This is a genomic window from Pseudomonas japonica (assembly GCF_013522925.1).
In the GTDB taxonomy this organism is placed as follows: Bacteria; Pseudomonadota; Gammaproteobacteria; order Pseudomonadales; family Pseudomonadaceae; genus Aquipseudomonas; species Aquipseudomonas japonica_A.
The window spans coordinates 14,767-30,289 of the sequence record NZ_JAAMQU010000027.1; the positions used below are offsets into that span (position 1 = coordinate 14,767).

Annotated in this window: 14 protein-coding genes and 1 pseudogene; 5 read left to right on the forward strand and 10 right to left on the reverse strand. The window is 54.4% G+C overall.

Features of this window, described 5'->3' with window-relative positions:
- Positions 1 to 1,252: 1,252 nt before the first annotated feature.
- Positions 1,253 to 1,633 carry a histone-like nucleoid-structuring protein, MvaT/MvaU family gene (locus tag G7016_RS24415; protein WP_181118348.1) on the reverse strand — a complete coding sequence of 127 codons (381 nt, stop codon included), beginning with the start codon at positions 1,631 to 1,633 and terminating at the stop codon, positions 1,253 to 1,255.
- Between the two features lie 796 nt (positions 1,634 to 2,429).
- On the opposite strand from G7016_RS24415, the gene G7016_RS24420 reads away from it, so the two are divergent.
- Positions 2,430 to 3,440, forward strand: a complete 1,011-nt coding sequence (locus G7016_RS24420) for a hypothetical protein (RefSeq protein WP_181118357.1) — start codon at positions 2,430 to 2,432, stop codon at positions 3,438 to 3,440.
- 78 nt (positions 3,441 to 3,518) lie between these two features.
- Here the strand turns inward: G7016_RS24420 and G7016_RS24425 are convergent, their stop codons facing one another.
- Complete coding sequence (locus tag G7016_RS24425) at positions 3,519 to 4,070, reverse strand: hypothetical protein (protein ID WP_181118349.1); 552 nt, start codon at positions 4,068 to 4,070, stop codon at positions 3,519 to 3,521.
- 446 nt (positions 4,071 to 4,516) lie between these two features.
- Here G7016_RS24425 and G7016_RS24430 point away from each other — a divergent pair, with 446 nt between their 5' ends.
- On the forward strand, positions 4,517 to 5,101 hold the full coding sequence (locus G7016_RS24430) for a M10 family metallopeptidase C-terminal domain-containing protein (RefSeq protein ID WP_181118350.1): 585 nt from the start codon (positions 4,517 to 4,519) through the stop codon (positions 5,099 to 5,101).
- A gap of 52 nt (positions 5,102 to 5,153) precedes the next feature.
- On the opposite strand, the gene G7016_RS25305 is transcribed toward G7016_RS24430, so the two are convergent.
- On the reverse strand, positions 5,154 to 5,648 hold the full coding sequence (locus G7016_RS25305; protein ID WP_258195350.1) for an ATP-grasp domain-containing protein: 495 nt from the start codon (positions 5,646 to 5,648) through the stop codon (positions 5,154 to 5,156).
- A gap of 769 nt (positions 5,649 to 6,417) precedes the next feature.
- Between G7016_RS25305 and G7016_RS24440 the strand changes: the two genes are divergently transcribed.
- Entirely contained in the window at positions 6,418 to 6,726 is a 309-nt protein-coding gene (locus G7016_RS24440; RefSeq protein WP_219856363.1) for a hypothetical protein, read from the forward strand.
- A gap of 64 nt (positions 6,727 to 6,790) precedes the next feature.
- On the opposite strand, the gene G7016_RS24445 is transcribed toward G7016_RS24440, so the two are convergent.
- The 6 genes from G7016_RS24445 to G7016_RS24475 form a co-directional block, all read right to left on the reverse strand.
- Positions 6,791 to 7,150, reverse strand: coding sequence for a hypothetical protein (locus G7016_RS24445; protein WP_181118351.1), 360 nt, complete (start codon positions 7,148 to 7,150; stop codon positions 6,791 to 6,793).
- Between the two features lie 44 nt (positions 7,151 to 7,194).
- Positions 7,195 to 7,530: a DUF7693 family protein gene (locus G7016_RS24450; RefSeq protein ID WP_181118359.1), complete on the reverse strand. Its 336-nt coding sequence runs from the start codon at positions 7,528 to 7,530 to the stop codon at positions 7,195 to 7,197.
- A 281-nt stretch (positions 7,531 to 7,811) separates the two neighbouring features.
- Positions 7,812 to 7,979: a type II toxin-antitoxin system PrlF family antitoxin gene (locus G7016_RS25740; RefSeq protein WP_375139718.1), complete on the reverse strand. Its 168-nt coding sequence runs from the start codon at positions 7,977 to 7,979 to the stop codon at positions 7,812 to 7,814.
- A gap of 2 nt (positions 7,980 to 7,981) precedes the next feature.
- The gene (locus G7016_RS25310) at positions 7,982 to 9,019 is read right to left on the reverse strand and encodes an AAA family ATPase (protein ID WP_258195351.1); all 1,038 of its coding nucleotides are present in this window, start codon (positions 9,017 to 9,019) and stop codon (positions 7,982 to 7,984) included.
- A gap of 289 nt (positions 9,020 to 9,308) precedes the next feature.
- The gene (locus tag G7016_RS24470) at positions 9,309 to 10,976 is read right to left on the reverse strand and encodes a UvrD-helicase domain-containing protein (RefSeq protein WP_181118352.1); all 1,668 of its coding nucleotides are present in this window, start codon (positions 10,974 to 10,976) and stop codon (positions 9,309 to 9,311) included.
- Positions 10,973 to 12,928, reverse strand: a complete 1,956-nt coding sequence (locus tag G7016_RS24475) for an ATP-dependent nuclease (protein ID WP_181118353.1) — start codon at positions 12,926 to 12,928, stop codon at positions 10,973 to 10,975. Before G7016_RS24475 ends, G7016_RS24470 begins: the two co-directional genes overlap by 4 nt.
- A 442-nt stretch (positions 12,929 to 13,370) precedes the next feature.
- On the opposite strand from G7016_RS24475, the gene G7016_RS24480 reads away from it, so the two are divergent.
- Positions 13,371 to 14,129, forward strand: a complete 759-nt coding sequence (locus tag G7016_RS24480; RefSeq protein WP_181118354.1) for a hypothetical protein — start codon at positions 13,371 to 13,373, stop codon at positions 14,127 to 14,129.
- 339 nt (positions 14,130 to 14,468) lie between these two features.
- Here the strand turns inward: G7016_RS24480 and G7016_RS25315 are convergent.
- Positions 14,469 to 14,759: pseudogene (locus G7016_RS25315) on the reverse strand (hypothetical protein); the annotation flags it as partial.
- Positions 14,760 to 15,025: 266 nt separating this feature from the next.
- Here G7016_RS25315 and G7016_RS24485 point away from each other — a divergent pair.
- Positions 15,026 to 15,358 (forward strand): hypothetical protein, encoded by a 333-nt coding sequence (locus tag G7016_RS24485; RefSeq protein ID WP_181118355.1) that lies wholly within the window; start codon positions 15,026 to 15,028, stop codon positions 15,356 to 15,358.
- Positions 15,359 to 15,523 lie beyond the last annotated feature (165 nt).

Genomic DNA, 15,523 nt, shown 5'->3' on the forward strand with positions numbered 1-15,523 from the left:
GCGTGGGATGCATTCGGGAATCACTCGCGACAGAGGGACGTTCGACCACCAACGCCAGTGCTGGCAGACCGGCGGTTAGCAGCACTGTATCGACGTCGACCGGATGTTCCATGCGATGGACGCCGATCTGTTCATCCTCTACCCATCTGTAGGAGACGGCCAATGCAGACCTAGCACCTCAATCACGAGCTGGATTGGGGCGCGAGCCTGAGCGCGGACAGCGCAAGACCAAGCCCGATTTCCATCTGTGCGCCGCCGAACCGCTTGCTGGTGAATGGCTTGGTGGCCCGGACGACCTTCTATACGTTCGACCGTAACAACGTGAACATATCGAGACAATGCCAACAACGACTCATGACACGTTGCCGACACAGCAGGCGAGTCAGATCGAGCAAATGCCCTATTAGGGGATGCGTGTCTGACGTGCACAAGGTAAATTTCCTTCCAGTTTCGGAAAGCCGTGCTCGCTTAAGATAATTTAGAAAAAAGGATATTTATGGATAGCGCATTAGAAATAGAACTGGGCGATGAGATAGTCATTGGGTATTGCGAAGGATGTGGTCAAGAAACTAGAACCTTTCGCGGGTTCGTTAATGACCAAGAAGGTGCATACGCAGTTTACCTATGCACCTACACAGCGTCCCACCCCGAGTTCGGCGTTGACATGGCCGTAAGCATAGGCGGCTGGGGAACGGGCAATGATGCCTCCCTCAAGCAATGCATCGCACTGGAGTGGCGTAAGAGTGAAACCGGGCCAGGCTGTCGAATAATAGATGCGTCTGGCTCCCGGTGGGGCGGTATTAACTTCCTGGGAAGTATGCTGAGTAGGGAGCAAGCTATGGACTCCGCGAAGGCGATAGAGGCGTTTGCAGTTACCGATGCCGTTTGGCAAAGTGATCAGCGCTTGGCGGCGGCGCTGGCCTAGGCCGACGCGGGGCGAGAAGGTTTGATCAGCTGTGTAGTAGCGTGCTGAAGCTCTACACCAGCAGAGCTAAGCACGTCTCTGTAGGCCCTCGGCGAGCGTGTTGACCAGACTATTAGCGGTTAATCCGGATTTAAAGGTGTGTTAGGCAGCCGCTTACGTTGGTTCTAACGCAGGCTTCAGGACAGATTTTGGCTGGCAGGCTTTCTATTAATCCCACCCTGTAGCCAAGGTCAGAGAGTCCAGCCAGAGGATTTTAATGGCCGGTTCTCCCCACCAAGCGCTGACCAGACTCCTTCATCCTGTGCGCTTAGATAACCAGCCTGCGTATCACTGCAGCCATGACTCCACGGTTTCAGCGCCGTGCTCAGCCTTCCAGGCTTTCAAAGTCTTGTGATTGCCACCCTTGGTTTCAACAACCTCACCGCTTTCAGGATGCTTGTAGCGCTTCACCTGGCGAGCTTTGCGAGTTGTTTTTTCCTCAGTCTTGGCAGCGCCACGACCGGCGCGAGGGGAAGGCTGGCTGCCTTGCGGATCAAGGATTGCAATGATGTGCTTGAGGCTGAAATTGTATTCGCCCAGCAAGCCACGGAGTTTTTCCTCGAATTCGACCTCCCGCTTTAGGCCTTCATCGTTTTTCATTGTTTCCAGCTCAGCGAGCTGTTCGGCCAGTTTTTGCTCCAGCGCGCGGAATTCGGCAAGACGGGACATCGATAATCTCCTAGGGTGTTAGATGTTAAAGGAACAGACAGTATAAAGAGCTCCATGGTTGCAGGCATTGAAAATACATTTGCATGCTTTATGGCTATCCTCAGGAGACGTTTCAAAGCGAGGGCTTAACCTAATGAGCGAAGCATTGATAGCTGCCTGGGGTATGCACTGGGAGATCCACGAGGGCTATCTAACCTGCAAACATTGTGGTGCGCACCAGCTTATCGAGAGCGCAAGAAGGCCCTTCAAGCATGATTCTGGCTGCACCAAGGGCCTGTTCGCGATAGAAATGCCTTGGATGACGCTCGCCGCATCGTTGCGACGGCTTCAGCAAAGCACAGAGCACGTTGGGTAATGGCGTCTAGGTATGACGTATATAATCCGGTCGGGGTGTTGCGCTGGGGCGGCGAGCGTACAGGCGCTGGTAAAACGGAGGCAGAATACATTGAGTGAGGGTCAACCCTAGGGCAAGCGTAACTTCAGCTGCTCAACGCTTCCTGTCCCAGGCCGCTCGCACTACGCGTAGGCGCAATGGAGCACTGATCGATTTGTCGTCAATCGCTGTATACCAAAGGCGAGCGAACCATGAGGCGGTGTTACTAGGTGCGGGCGTATCAGCTGAGAAGGAAATTCCCTCGTTCGGGATGTTCCAAATGAGCCTACGGGGGCGTTTCGGTGCGTTCAGCTCGCCACGTCATCCTGGCAGACAGACAGGTTAAGATTGGCGACGCAGGTAGCAAAGCTTTTATCAGAGATTAGGACGTCAGCCCCCGTGTTCAAACCCGTCGTTTGCCTCATGCTCGCCTACGCGTCGCCCTTGCTCGCTAACACTGACGAACTGGCAGGTGTCTGGAAAGGCGCCTTGGGTAGCTCCCCTATCACGGCCTGTTTTAACGGGTCTACAGGCGAACATGGCAGTTATTACTATCAGCGCACCCTCACCCCCATCTGGCTGACCCAAACCAGCGAAAACGCACCATGGGTAGAAGAAGGGAATACCGGTTTTTGGACGCTGAACACCCCGCAGGACGATGCACTGTCAGGAGCCTGGCGCAAAACCGAGGGCGGTAAACCTTTGCCAATCACCTTGCACCGTGTCGGCTTGCCAACCGACAACTGCGGGAGCGACGTCTATAACGCGCCCATGGAAGCAGAGCCTTTACCGGTGAAGATCGAAAAGAAAACCTTCGGCGATCATTCCTATGCACTCAAGATCCACGGTGCCCAAGTCACGCTCAAGCTGGAAGACGACAGTCCGGCGGTTCAAATGATTAACCGGCAACTCGCCGCTCTTGCAGTCTACGACAATGATCAGGCCGATTACTTCCGCGAACGACGCGAAGACCTCGGTCAGAACGGTTCGGCCCACACTACCGAAATCACCGTCGAGCCCACGTATTGGTCGTCCCAATTTATCACCGTCAGTTTTTACCGCTGGTTTGCGGGCACTGGTAGAAACGGTATCAGTTGTGGCCTTCATTCCTGGAACCTGCAGACCGGTGAAAGGGTCGATCCTTGGACGTGGCTCGGCGGGCAGCAAGAGTGGTATGACGCCTATTCCGGCCACTTGACGCTCCCAGCCAAATTCAGCACGTGGCTGGGTAAGCAAACCACCGCCGATGAGGGTTGCCCTGCTGTTACTAGCTACACCCAGTTCGACTTGGAATTCAACACTCATGGCCTCCATCTCTCAACGCCCGCCTATGGGGACGGCTGCGAAAACGATTTGAATTTCACATGGGAGCAATTGGAGCCGGTACTGACAGCGCAAGGAAAAGCCGCACTGCCCAGCTTGAAGTTGCCCTGAATGCTAGCTTGGCTAATGCAGCAAGTATTCTGGACTTTCCAGCTGACCAATCGGGTTTACCTACAGTCAGCTCTGTACTTAGTCATCGGCCGCGTTGAGAATGTATACGCCGGTGCGCGCAGCCCATCTGCGCGCCGCTTCCTCCAGCTGCGGCGAGCTAGAGTAGAAATAGTATGTGCTATCCCAGTATTCTTGGAAGATGCACCCAAACTCTGGAAGTGCGACTTGAAAATGTCGATGCCGAAAGCCGTAGCGTCGAGGGTGCCCAAATAAGGTACCGCCGCCCGGCCTACAATATCCCAACAGCATATCCTTCGATTTGAAACTGCGAAAAACTGGCCTGCACCTCCCATGCCTTCGCATAGCAAAAGATAAAACCTCGGTGTTCGCGATCATTTCTCCACAAAAACCTTCCAGAAGCATGTTGCGCCGGGATTCCTCTTCGGGCGGAATATTTTCTAATAGCGCATTCGCATCCTCCCGCGAGAGCCAATGGTCGAAGACGGAAACCCAAAGCACTCGGGAACGATCAAACTCCTCCCCCTGAATGACGGCGGCCAACCATGAAAACCGCCCCTCTAAGTGCGACTGACGGGATTTCGAGACGTTTTCCAAACGGCGAAGTGACATGACTACTCCTGTTATCGATGAGCACAGCGTCATGGTACAAGTAGCGCTTAAGCGTTGCCCAGCATTTCCCCGTAGTTCTCGTTTGCGCAGGCAGTTAAACAGTCGGAAGCGGTCACTCATTACCGGGCCTAGCAGTCGCATGGGAGGCGTAGCGTGCCGGCCATTGCTCGCAGCCGTGAGATGGAAGCAGGCATGAAGATGACCAAGGAAGACAATGTAGCTTCGCGACAGGCGCTATGGGGCGGTCGGGGCCATCGCCACACGCGGCTACCGACCCATCGCGGCCCTTCGCATTGACTGGCTAACGCCAAAAGTGGCTCCGTGACGACGTGCACTAACCCCGGCCCCTATCACCCCTTCCTCGATACCGGCCCATTGCCGTCAACGAAACTGCATTAATGGCCTTACTACACTCGCAGTGGGCAAACCGCAGGTAAGGAGCACGCATGACCCAAGTTTCTGACATCAAGGACGTTACCAACCGTACGGCGTTTGAGGGTTTGCAGGTCACAAGCACCGGTAGCCAGGTCAGCAACAACCCGACCGAGCTCATCGTGCAGGGCACCCCAGGCAACGACACCCTATACGGTGGGCTGGCCAATGAACTGTTAATGGGCGGGGGCGGCTTCGACTATATGAACAGCGGGGGTGGCAACGACATACTCGTTGGGGGTGCTGGAGGCGTCTACATGAACGGCGGCGCCGGCAACGATGTATTCCGCTTCGACCACATCAGCGACAGCTATATCAATGCCGCAGGTGAGCGCACCGGGTTTATCGACTATTTTGATCCTGTCCAAGATATCCTCGACGTGTCGGCTCTGGGCTATACCCATTTGGGCAATGGTTATGGCGATAGCCTGCACTTGCGTAGCGAGCCCCGGCGCGGCATTTACATTTTGGAAAGCTACGAGCAGGGCCATAACGGCCAACGTTTTGCAGTTCAGCTTAAGTCCCGCTCGTTCTCGGACGCACTATCCAGACGTACGCGTGGCCTGCATGTTGCAGTCCAGAATTGCCAACAGCCCTGAGCAATAACCGCTTGAGCTAGCTTGCTACAGGACTACAGGCAATCATCGCCGCCTATTGCCGACGAGCCAACATCTCAACGAAGCGCTCCGCGCCCCACTCCTTACGGTCAGACACTTGGCCGTCGCCCAGCTCGATTACACGGAGTTCGCCGTCTGCCCTGAGCGCTAGATCAATGGAGAAGAAGGGGCTATCGATCACCTGGGCGCACGCGGTGACCAGTTCAGGTATTTTTGCGTTCGGACTGTAGGCCTGCCCTTGAAATACGAAGTAGCGTTGCTCGGTACCCTCCAGATAGTCCTCTCTCCGCCTTACGCAAATTCCGCCTTCAATCTGCCCTCGGTACTGCAGCATCAGCTTCACCAGTGGCGCGATCTCTTGCGGTTTATCTACCAAGCTGCCGCTGCCCATGTTGAGGGACTTTACGTAATCCTTGATGAAATAGCCTGGCCACTCCAACCCCGCGAGTGCTTGGCTGAAGTCGCTATTGCTCTCCAATACCAGCGTTTTACTGGTATGGCCTACCAGCAACGGATACCACTCGGGCAAATGGTGACAGCGTTGATATTGTGCAGGGCTGGTAAGTTCATTTGCGCCCGTTTTTGCGTAGCTCAGTGACCAAAGCAGCGTATCTCTCCGGCGTGAGCATCCAGCCTCGGTAGAGGACTTCGTCCCCGGGGCCTAGTGGCAACGAAACTTTTAAACTACTCGATTCGAAGTCCTCGAAAGATAGCAGCGTTACGTCAAGGCCAGCCTCTATCGCTGCCTGGCACTCTTCGGCGTACTGATCGTCAGGGCGTTTTCTAGCGAACGGGTCACAGGGATAGAGCAGGCGCATTTTTGCATTCAGCTGTCAGGGAAGCGAGAGCTCGATATTACTGTAATCACCGCCACTGTATAGCGCCGAAGAGAGACTTCTCGGTCTTTACTGTGCTCCCTTTCAATAGACTGCTTCAGGGCCGTCCAGATTGTCCACGAATCGCCGCTATGGGTCGGCTGCGGCCTCTCGCGAGCGAGCGCATCAGAAGCAGTCCCTTACTAATGGGTCGAACAGTCGCATGGCAAGCGGAGCGCGCAGGCCTAGGCCGCAGGCGTGAGGATGGAAGCCCGCAGGGCCATGACCTGGCACAGACAGGGCATGGTTCACGACAGCCGTTTCCGGAGGGACACGCCCCAAACCCGATCAGAGGCTGGATTGACCGGCCGCCATCAACCTGATCGATTGCCACCATCGTCCCTATCAAGTTCTCGCCACTGCCTTTCAGCGAGACACTAACACCGTAGACAAAAACACATCCTAGATTACGGAGAACACACCATGAAAAACCAATTCGCAGCCTTGGCCTTCATCCTTGTTGCCGGTATCTCCAGCAGCCTTCAGTTTGCTCAAGCCGATACCCTGATAGCTCGGGACGGCGCCGAACATACCCGGCAAACCGTCGCGCAGGACGGTTCAGATCGTAGCCTTAATACGGTCGCACAGGATGGCGCAACGCGCACTTTCCAAAGCGTTGCCCAGGACGGCTCGGATCGTAGCCTCAATACCGTTGCACAGGACGGCTCAGACCGGAGCCTTAACACAGTCGCTCAAGACGGCGCTGACCGTGCACTCAACACTGCTGTTTGAAGGCTGGATATGGTCGTTCAGGACGAAACACTCACGGCGTGCCCATCGGTGCACGATCATGGATCTACACCTTATCAGGCGTCCCCAGCCCAAGCTCTCGTAGGGCATTGAGGGCATGAGCATCCACCACGTGGACGGTGTCCGCAGCTGACCAGGTCTCAATCTCTTGCTTGAGTATGTCGCCGGATAGGAACGGCATCGCCGATACTGCCTCAAGCATACCTACCCGATGGTTCTGCCAGCGGTCACTTTCGTTCAGACGCAGCCAGTAGCTACCGCTATACGTCGAGAAAACGACCTCTGCTGCAGGATCAAGGCGCAGGTGTTCCTTCAATAGTCTCAAGACAGCGCCCTTCCCTCTCACCGCTTCCACAGCAATTACATAGCGATTTGGACATAGGGGCAGATCGTATTTCTCGGACATGTGTATAGCTTCTCGCTCAGCTTCCAGCGGCAATGGTTCGCATCCTACAGCGCTTTCAAGAGCCGCTCGAACGTTGCGTGCTCCCAGGTCGACATCAGCTCCACTGGATCAGTACCGAAGCGCTGGCTGCTATCGAAATCCCAGCGGCGCCCATCCGGCGCCACGCATGAATGGCAGTAGTCCAGGGAGTCGCAGTCGTTGTAGATGGAGAGTCGCCAGCCCTCCACGTCGAGCTCGAAATGACAGGCGTAGACCTCATCCCAAGCCTGGCTGCCTACTCGCCTCATGGTGCGCGTACCAAGGGCTACATCCTTCAGCACCTGGTAGACCTCTCTCACATTTAGGGTCTGCTCAGGAAGGGGTTCGCTATAGACCTTCATCATCTCTTCCAAAAGTGAGCGGCGCGGTTTCATTCCAACGCCAATGCATACGTTATATTCAACACCGTTCAGATGGTTGCCAACGATATGCCACCCACGGCGTCATCAAAGGGCCGTTTTGGATTCAGGAAAGTGGAGAGCTCGTCATCGGGCCACATGCTGACTTCTCGCTGGCGGTAAGGGCGCCGGGCATTTAGATTCATGGTGTAGGTCATGCAGCTAACTGGAAACCGTACAGTTTCAGTCCGACACCAACAGACGTTCCTAGCAATGTCAGCGTTTTATTCGTCGTCAGGCGATAGCGCAGCGTCTAGATCAACCTCTACTCCCTCACACAGCTCAGCCAGTCGGCTTACCAGCGATGGATCGATAGGCTCAAGCCGTCCGGGATTTTCTATGATGTCTCGCTCGAGCATATCGAGCATCCATGACACATCTGAGCCAGACATTTTCAAAAGTCGTCCTTTTCTTCGCCAAGCTCGAATTCTCGGAACCCACCTAGGTAGATTTTTCGGCACGGCATAACCGAGATGAAGCCTTGCGCCAAGAGCATCCTCGGGATCTCATACATAAGCCCTGACACTCCTAATTCCTCAGAGAGGGCGGCATCAGCCTGGTCGACAAATGCCTGAAGATCGAAATCTCGTGCGACGATAAATGGGCCAGCCTTGTCGTAGCCCTCATAGATCCCGGATGCAACGGCGATCACTTCTCCGGCTTTTAGGATCATGCCCGACATAGCCTCCGTAGCGTTGAGGTACTGATGAAACCGCTGGCCGAACCCTACTGCAACGATCGGGGGGGGCATGTGGTGCTGACAGCTAGATACCCACGTGGTTGCATTAGCCTCACGGATGGACATCGCTAGCCCCCAGCGACCTTTTGCGGTGTCAGGAGTAGCCGCTCCGGGACAGTCTTCAACCATGACGATTTCTGCCCGAGCGTAAGGCCCAAAGCGGTCATCATGCACATATACCCACTTCGAACGATCTCGGAAGTCGTAACCCAGAGCAGTGATTGCACGGCCCTCGTGCGAGTTGGAAAGATAACGGTCAGCGGCGATCCGTTTGTTGTCGCCCTCGTCCACAGCACCGAGCACGGCAAACTCCAGCGCTTCACACAGGCTGGTTTTCCCGCTGCCATTCGGGCCATAAAACATGACAATCCGCTTTTGCAACTCGAATGGCTCAGGGTGTCTGAACCCTCGAAATGGCCCCACTGTAAGATGATGCAGCTTACGAAAAGCCCATCCTGCTCTGGCCTCTGCAGCCTGGGGCACTGGCGCTGCCGGGGATGTGGCAGGCAGGGATAAGCGTGCTAATTCGCTCAGCACAATGGATCGTTGGCTGCGCTGCCTTGAGCTTGCTGCGACGGTAGGAAAATTCTGCGAAACCATATTAGCGAATCGACGAGCGTCTTCGGAAGCTCCGCTGTCTGGACGGTGAAGCCAATGAACGAATTGCTGGAAATCCTGCAATGCCGACGTCATCCATTTCTCCCGGCGCTGCACATGAGCGCGATGGCTCACATTGCATCGGGCAGCAAAACACGCATACACCTAAGACTGTGAAGGAGAACCGCCGCCGGAAAATATGAAGCTGTTACTTTGGGCGTTGGTGGCTCAAGCGAACAGGGAGCAAGCCTTTTGCAGATCAAGGGTGCATCAATTTTTGCAGTAATAGCTGGCCAATCTCACTGGCCTGGCTCATCGATAGACGAGTCAGTACGTCTTTCAGATACATCATCAGAGATCAGTGATAGGCCAAAGTTTTTCAGATTCAGTTAGAGTGAGTTCTCCAAAGTTTCACATACCCCAAGAATTCTGCCTGAGCTGTGCGGGGTGATTTCCAGTAGTTAACCTGCCCAAGGTTTTCTCTACGACGAGCCGTTGTCACAACAAGTCTTCTTTCAGCACGCGATACGCCGACGAAAAACGTGCACTGAACTTCATGATGATCCTTGCCGAAATAGGCTTGGTCTTCGATACCCAGCAAAACAACCGTGTCGAACTCCAGCCCCTTGCTCTTGTGCACGGTTAGGATTCGAATCGACTGGTCATCAGATAGCTCAGCCAACGCTTTCAGAAGATCAGGCTCTTTCGCCAAAGCTTCGTCAATGTATTTCTTGACGTCCTCAATGAGCTCGCGAAGGTGCTCCCTGGACTCGTAATCGTGGGAAAGCCCGGCTAGCTGCGTCGGCCCAGCCATCGCGAGGAACTCCTCCAAAAGTGTCCATCGCTGAGCGAACGTTTTGGTCGCCAAATCAGCTGAAGCAGACTTGCGTGCTTCTTTGATGTATCGGCTCCAATTGGTCTTCATCTTCCCTTCTGCATCGTCCTCTACCGGAATGATGCGACGGGTGAGACGAGTCCAAGCTTTAGGCTCTCTAAGCCCGTAGATGCACAACAGGTAATCCACGATGACTTGGGTGATGGGCTCAGTCGAAATGTCTTGCGCCTTGTTTTCGTTTCGATAGCTAATCCCCCAAGCATCTAGCTCAGCGGTCAGTCGCATGCAGTAAGCCTCCGGCTGGATTCGCGTGAGTATGGCGATTTTGGCAGGAGCAATGCCTTCCACGTTGACCCAGTGGGAGATGCGCTCTGCTAGATCACTGGCCTCCTCCTCACAATCGGCATAGGACAACACATGTACCTCTCCCCCCTCACCGGCGAGTAAGTGAGCAGGCATTTCTGAGTCCGGATCTAGAACTTTGATGATCGCGTTCTGGAGTTTTAGCAGGTGCGGCAGCGAGCGGAAGTTTCGATAGATGTTCAGGTGCAGGGCTTCAAAGTCATCGACGAACTCGGCAAATACCCCATCGAGAGCGCCGGCCCACCCCATGATTTTTTGCTTCACGTCTCCCACCGCAGTTATGCGACGACCTGATCCTTTAAACAGCCTCGTAACCAGTTCATATTGCTCATCCGTACAGTCTTGGAACTCGTCCAGAAAGACGTCGCTGTAGGTCTGGCGTACTGCGTTAATAGCCGCCGGATAGGCATCCAGAATCTTTAGGGCAAGCGGGATGAGTTCCTTGAATTCAGTTTGAACGGGGTGAGCCTTGCCCTTTGCGACAATTTTGAAACTCGGGTTCAAAGCATCGTCGCCAGCTAATACCGGCCTGAAGCGCTCGATGATCCTTTTCGCCAACCCGTGGAATGTGTAGCTGTCGAACCGACCTGCATACGCCGCGCCGCAGCGACGCCGGACGCGTTCCTTCAAGTTGTTACTGGCGTCGACTTTGAAGGCAATGGCCAAGATACGCTTTGGATAACGACACACGCCTGTGGTGAGCAGGAAGTCGGCACGCTGAGCGAGCAACTCTGACTTCCCGGAGCCAGGGCCAGCAGTCAGGGCCACGCAGCGCTCTTGCTCTTTCGCTGCAATCTCTGCATTGGGTTCAAGCACGATTCCATCGGAAGGTTTCCACGCTTCGACCTTGATCATTCGTGGAGCTCCCTGGCCATCTTGATTACATGCTTGACCAGTCGCTTGAGCGACGGCGGCATCGCCTCCCTCAGATCATCATCAGTAAGCTTGGAAAGGGCTTCGATGTGCGATTTAGGCTTGCTGTCTAACTTAAACAACTTGTGGTACATAGCGAAATAACTGCGCTCTGACACGGTGTACTGCTTCTCGTCATGGAAGCTGTCACCCAGCACCGATCTGAGTTGGCCGACTTTCGGTGTCACAAGATGTTTGTCCTCGACACCGAACGCCTTTGGGAAGGCGCAGAGCATGGCGAAATCCAAGTCCATTGGGTTGGAGAAGAAAACCTCAAATGGTTCTAGCTCAGCGATATAGCTCCTCAAACTACGGTCTTTCTCGACTTCGAGAAGTTTGTATTTAGGATTATTCCATTTCGGAAGTTTCTCAAGCTGGTCGTCGGGCATGTATCCCTGGTTAGGACGGTGATAATTGAGCTGCGTCGCAACGTAGTGAATTCTCCCCCACCCCCCGCCATGCCTTGCTACATCGAGATCAAGCAGGGTCAAATATGGAATTTCGAGCCCGCTCAAGAGGCGCCAAAAATGGTTCACATGTCGGCCACCAAGCGGCGCAATACAAACTGCAGCCTCATCCACCATAAGCCCTTCAGCGGCAAGTAATCGAGGCAGTACAATTTCCTCGCTGTCACCCTCCCCCAGTACGACCAGCCTTGAAAAATAAACCTCGGGAAAAGCTTGCACGGCTTCTCTAACAAACTTGTAAGCCTCACCGTTTTTGTCCGGTGGCATCTTAACCTTGGCAACCACCGTGCAGCGCAATTCATCAAGTCTAAGATATCGTATTTGCTCTGGCTCTACTCGACGCAACATCGAAGGGGCGTGGGTGGCAATCATCGCTTGCGCGTCTGAATTTTCTTCGCCGAGCACCAGAGCTTTCAGTGACGACACAATCCGGCCCAGATAATGAGGAGATAGACTGTTTTCCGGCTCCTCCAAGGCTATCAGGGTGAATACGGCAGGCTTAAGCTTGTCCATATCGAACGAGTCATCATCGCCCTTAAGCACTGCTCTGCCGATTGCCTGTGAGGTCAGTACCAATGTCAGGTAAAGCATCGACTTCTGTCCATCGCTCAGACGAGAGAAGTCGACCTGCTGTTCCCCGTGACCAGGGGTGAATGACACTGAGAGATGCCTCAGCAGCGCTTCGATCTCATGGGTTACGAAAGTCAGACTCGGGTCTTTGAAAAACTTGCCTTTGTGCAGTTTTCCCCAAGCGTTAGCTATTCCGTCCCCGAGGTTGATGACCGACTGGTTCGTGCTGAGGCTATCGGAAATATCTGCAGACAGTTGGGTGATTTTTTCGCGTTGCTCCGTCCAGTTTACTGCCCGCAACAGTCGGCCTAAAAGCGCATTAGTCCCATAGGTGATGTGCTCTGCCGGGTCACGACGAGCAGGTAGATAGTGCACCTGTATCTGGTTGCGCTCATCACGCGGTACGGGCGACGTTGCAAGTGGATTCCCGCCCTCGTCGACCTCAGAGACATAGCGCAGGGTCTGCTCGATATCATCGTCCAGTCCTAGTGAGGCATCCAGACGGTACCGTACGCGCGGCACACCTTTGATGTTATCCAGCCGCATGTGCCCAAAGTTGCACGGGATGGTCGGGTGCTCCTTGCTCTTATCGGAAATTTCAGGGAAGTAAAAATCCGCCTCGATCCACAGAGTTCGCTCATCCGGCCTTTCTTCTTCATCATGGGCGACGAAGAAATCAGATTTGCGCAGCCGCCGTTGATTGGGGTCAATCGAGAAAAGGCGACAGAGCGCCTGCAACGTAGCCGTTTTTCCAGAACCGTTAGGCCCAATCAGGAAGGTTAGCTTTCGGAAATCGATAATCACCGGCTCTGCGCCGAACGATTGGAAACCACACACGCGCATCTGCTTGAGTATCAACGCTCGAATCCTTTCTAGCTAACCATGACAGGCGGCTGAGGCTCTCAGGCACGCCCTGTTATAAGTGAAGCTGCAGCGACCCAATCCTAGCGCAGGCAGTCACCCAGTAGTAGCCAAAGAGTGGCAAAAAGCAGCTTAAGGTAGGGATCGGGGCGCGGGCAGCTAGCAACACTGCAAGATACCTAGTCAGGAAGAAGTACCGATACGTGGAAGTGGTTTCGCTGAAAGCGATGTAGACCTGAAGGTAGGTAGCGCCTTTCAGTTGGCGCCAGCGCTGAAGCTAGTTCGACACGTACGTCCAGCTATTGCACGCTACGCATTGGGCTCTGATAGCATGCAACCATCACAATCAGCCCGCTAACTACCGAAAATTCGTACCCCCCCCAATTTCTTGAACATGCCCGGCTTCTCTACTGAGTCGGTCTACTGAAGGCGCGAAAAGATGTGGCCACCGTTCCCCGTCGAGAATCTTGTTTCATCTGCCGTCGAAGCGCTGAAAATCCAAGGAGATGCCAGAGCCATCGCAGTGTTGGTAGCTGGACAATGCTCTCTGGATTCGGATGAAGGCAGCATGAACATCAGCTATTGGATACTCTCAATCAGCTTGGACGTGAAAATTTTCTTCGCCATGACGGAAGAAGATCGAGAAGCAGTGAAAACCGCGATCACAGGCGTTATTAGTCCATTTTTCGCCTCGACTCCCGATCACGCCCTAAGCTTCGTGAACATATCCCCGCTGGTGAACGAGCCTGAGGATGGATGGCGAGAAGATGCCATGAGGTTTGTTCAAGGTGAAGGTGTGACCAATCAGGGCCGTGTGCGTAGCGACAATATCGCGTCTAAAGAACATCAAGGCCTCCTGTTTAGATCCCAAGCGGAAATCACTCTTTTCAAAGCCCTCTGCCGAGCAAAAATGGCTGTGGCCCCGCTCCCAGTTTTCGTTAGGCATGGGAAACGATATAACCGCCTTGAGCCCGATTTTGTGGTGATTTTCCAGGGGCTGACATTCGTCGTAGAGGTTGATGGAGACACCTACCATCACGAGACGCCCGCACAAGCAGACCAGCGTCTGATCCCTCTCACCTACGAAGGCGTCGAGGTACGTAGAGTCCAAGCTTCGCAGCTGGGCGACGATAACTCAGCAGATGCGGTAGTAAAGGATCTTCACGATTTTATGGCCCGTCGAAAAGGTTCACGATGAGTCCTCACTAATCCGTCCAAGCCGCATCTATGAGGCGTAATAGGCGATTCTCCGGCCGACGCATTTATCGACTAGAACAGCGCTTTTCGTGCTCGTCATATTCATTTAGGGTGAAAATCTACGTGAAGTCGGCCATCCAAACGGTCGTGGCCCTGATCCCGCTCTCTCTAAAATATTGTGTGATAGGTTGTTAATTCCTCCGCAGGCGGAGCGCGTAGGCAGTAGGAGGCCAAAGACGTGCGGATAGAAGCCCGCAGGGCTGAGACCCTAGAGGGGCTCGGTTCACGACAGCCATCCCGGAGGGGGGCACCTTGACCTCCCTCAGCACTGTTTAAAGGATTACTGCAACACTCGTGGTGTTGTGTGATGCTGCCCTCGCGCGAGACGCAGGAACTCACGAAGGCTGGCGCGCCCGTTGTCACGCTGAAATGTCGCGAGCACGTAACGCGAGTTCACAGTTGTCATCACCCAGAATCTGCCTTCGCGTTCCACCTTCATCACGTCAGAAGTACGGATCAGATGGCCATCTCCAAAACGCCCATACTGGTCTTGCCGCTTGTGGCCAAAAACGACACCGATACCTGCTCGTGACCTGATGGAAACGCCGCAGAGGTACAGGGTCACTGGCACGTAGGGTAAACCCTAGGATTTCATAACCGCTGTATGAGCAAGCGGAGCGCGCAGGCCAGGATGGTCGAAGGCGTGAAGATGGAAGCCCGGAGGGCCAAGACACAGGGTGGCTTGGTTCACGACAGCTGACCGCAACGCGGCACGTCCAGGATCTCGGCGCCATCAGCCTCTCTTGATTTTGAGCCAAACCCTACCAATTCGGATTACCTGCACAACCTGTTGTTAGAATAGCGTATGCCCCAAACCGTCAACTCCTGAGACAGCGCATGAATCAAGAATTAACTGAAGAAGAGATGCGTCGTGCCCTGTTCGGCAGCGCTGAAGTCTGCGCGCCAACCCTCCCCCCTACCGTTCGGGAACCCGTTCCAGAAACGGTGATCCTGCCGGTTAGCAAACCCCTGGTGAAAAAGAAAGCCGCGAAAGCGTTCACTCCTAGACTGAAGGTCACGCTCCGGGTCGGCAACGAGTATGAAGGCCAGACGTTTGAGATGACTCATGAGGCTGACACCTTGAGCACCTTGCTGGCAGAGCAAGAAGCCACGAAGGCGGCGAGGAAGAAATACAGGTACGTAGAAGTGATTTCAGTCAAATCGATGTAGCCCACTTGGATTATTCATTTTGTTCCTCCCAAGCTGAGTGTAGTGGTCAACTGATCCCGGACACTGAATTGAGTTTTTCCTCAGCGACCGCAGGCGCTAACCCTTCGTTGAACTGATGCGGTCGCCGCCAGTTGTATCGCTCCATCAGGAACCGGCCAATATCCT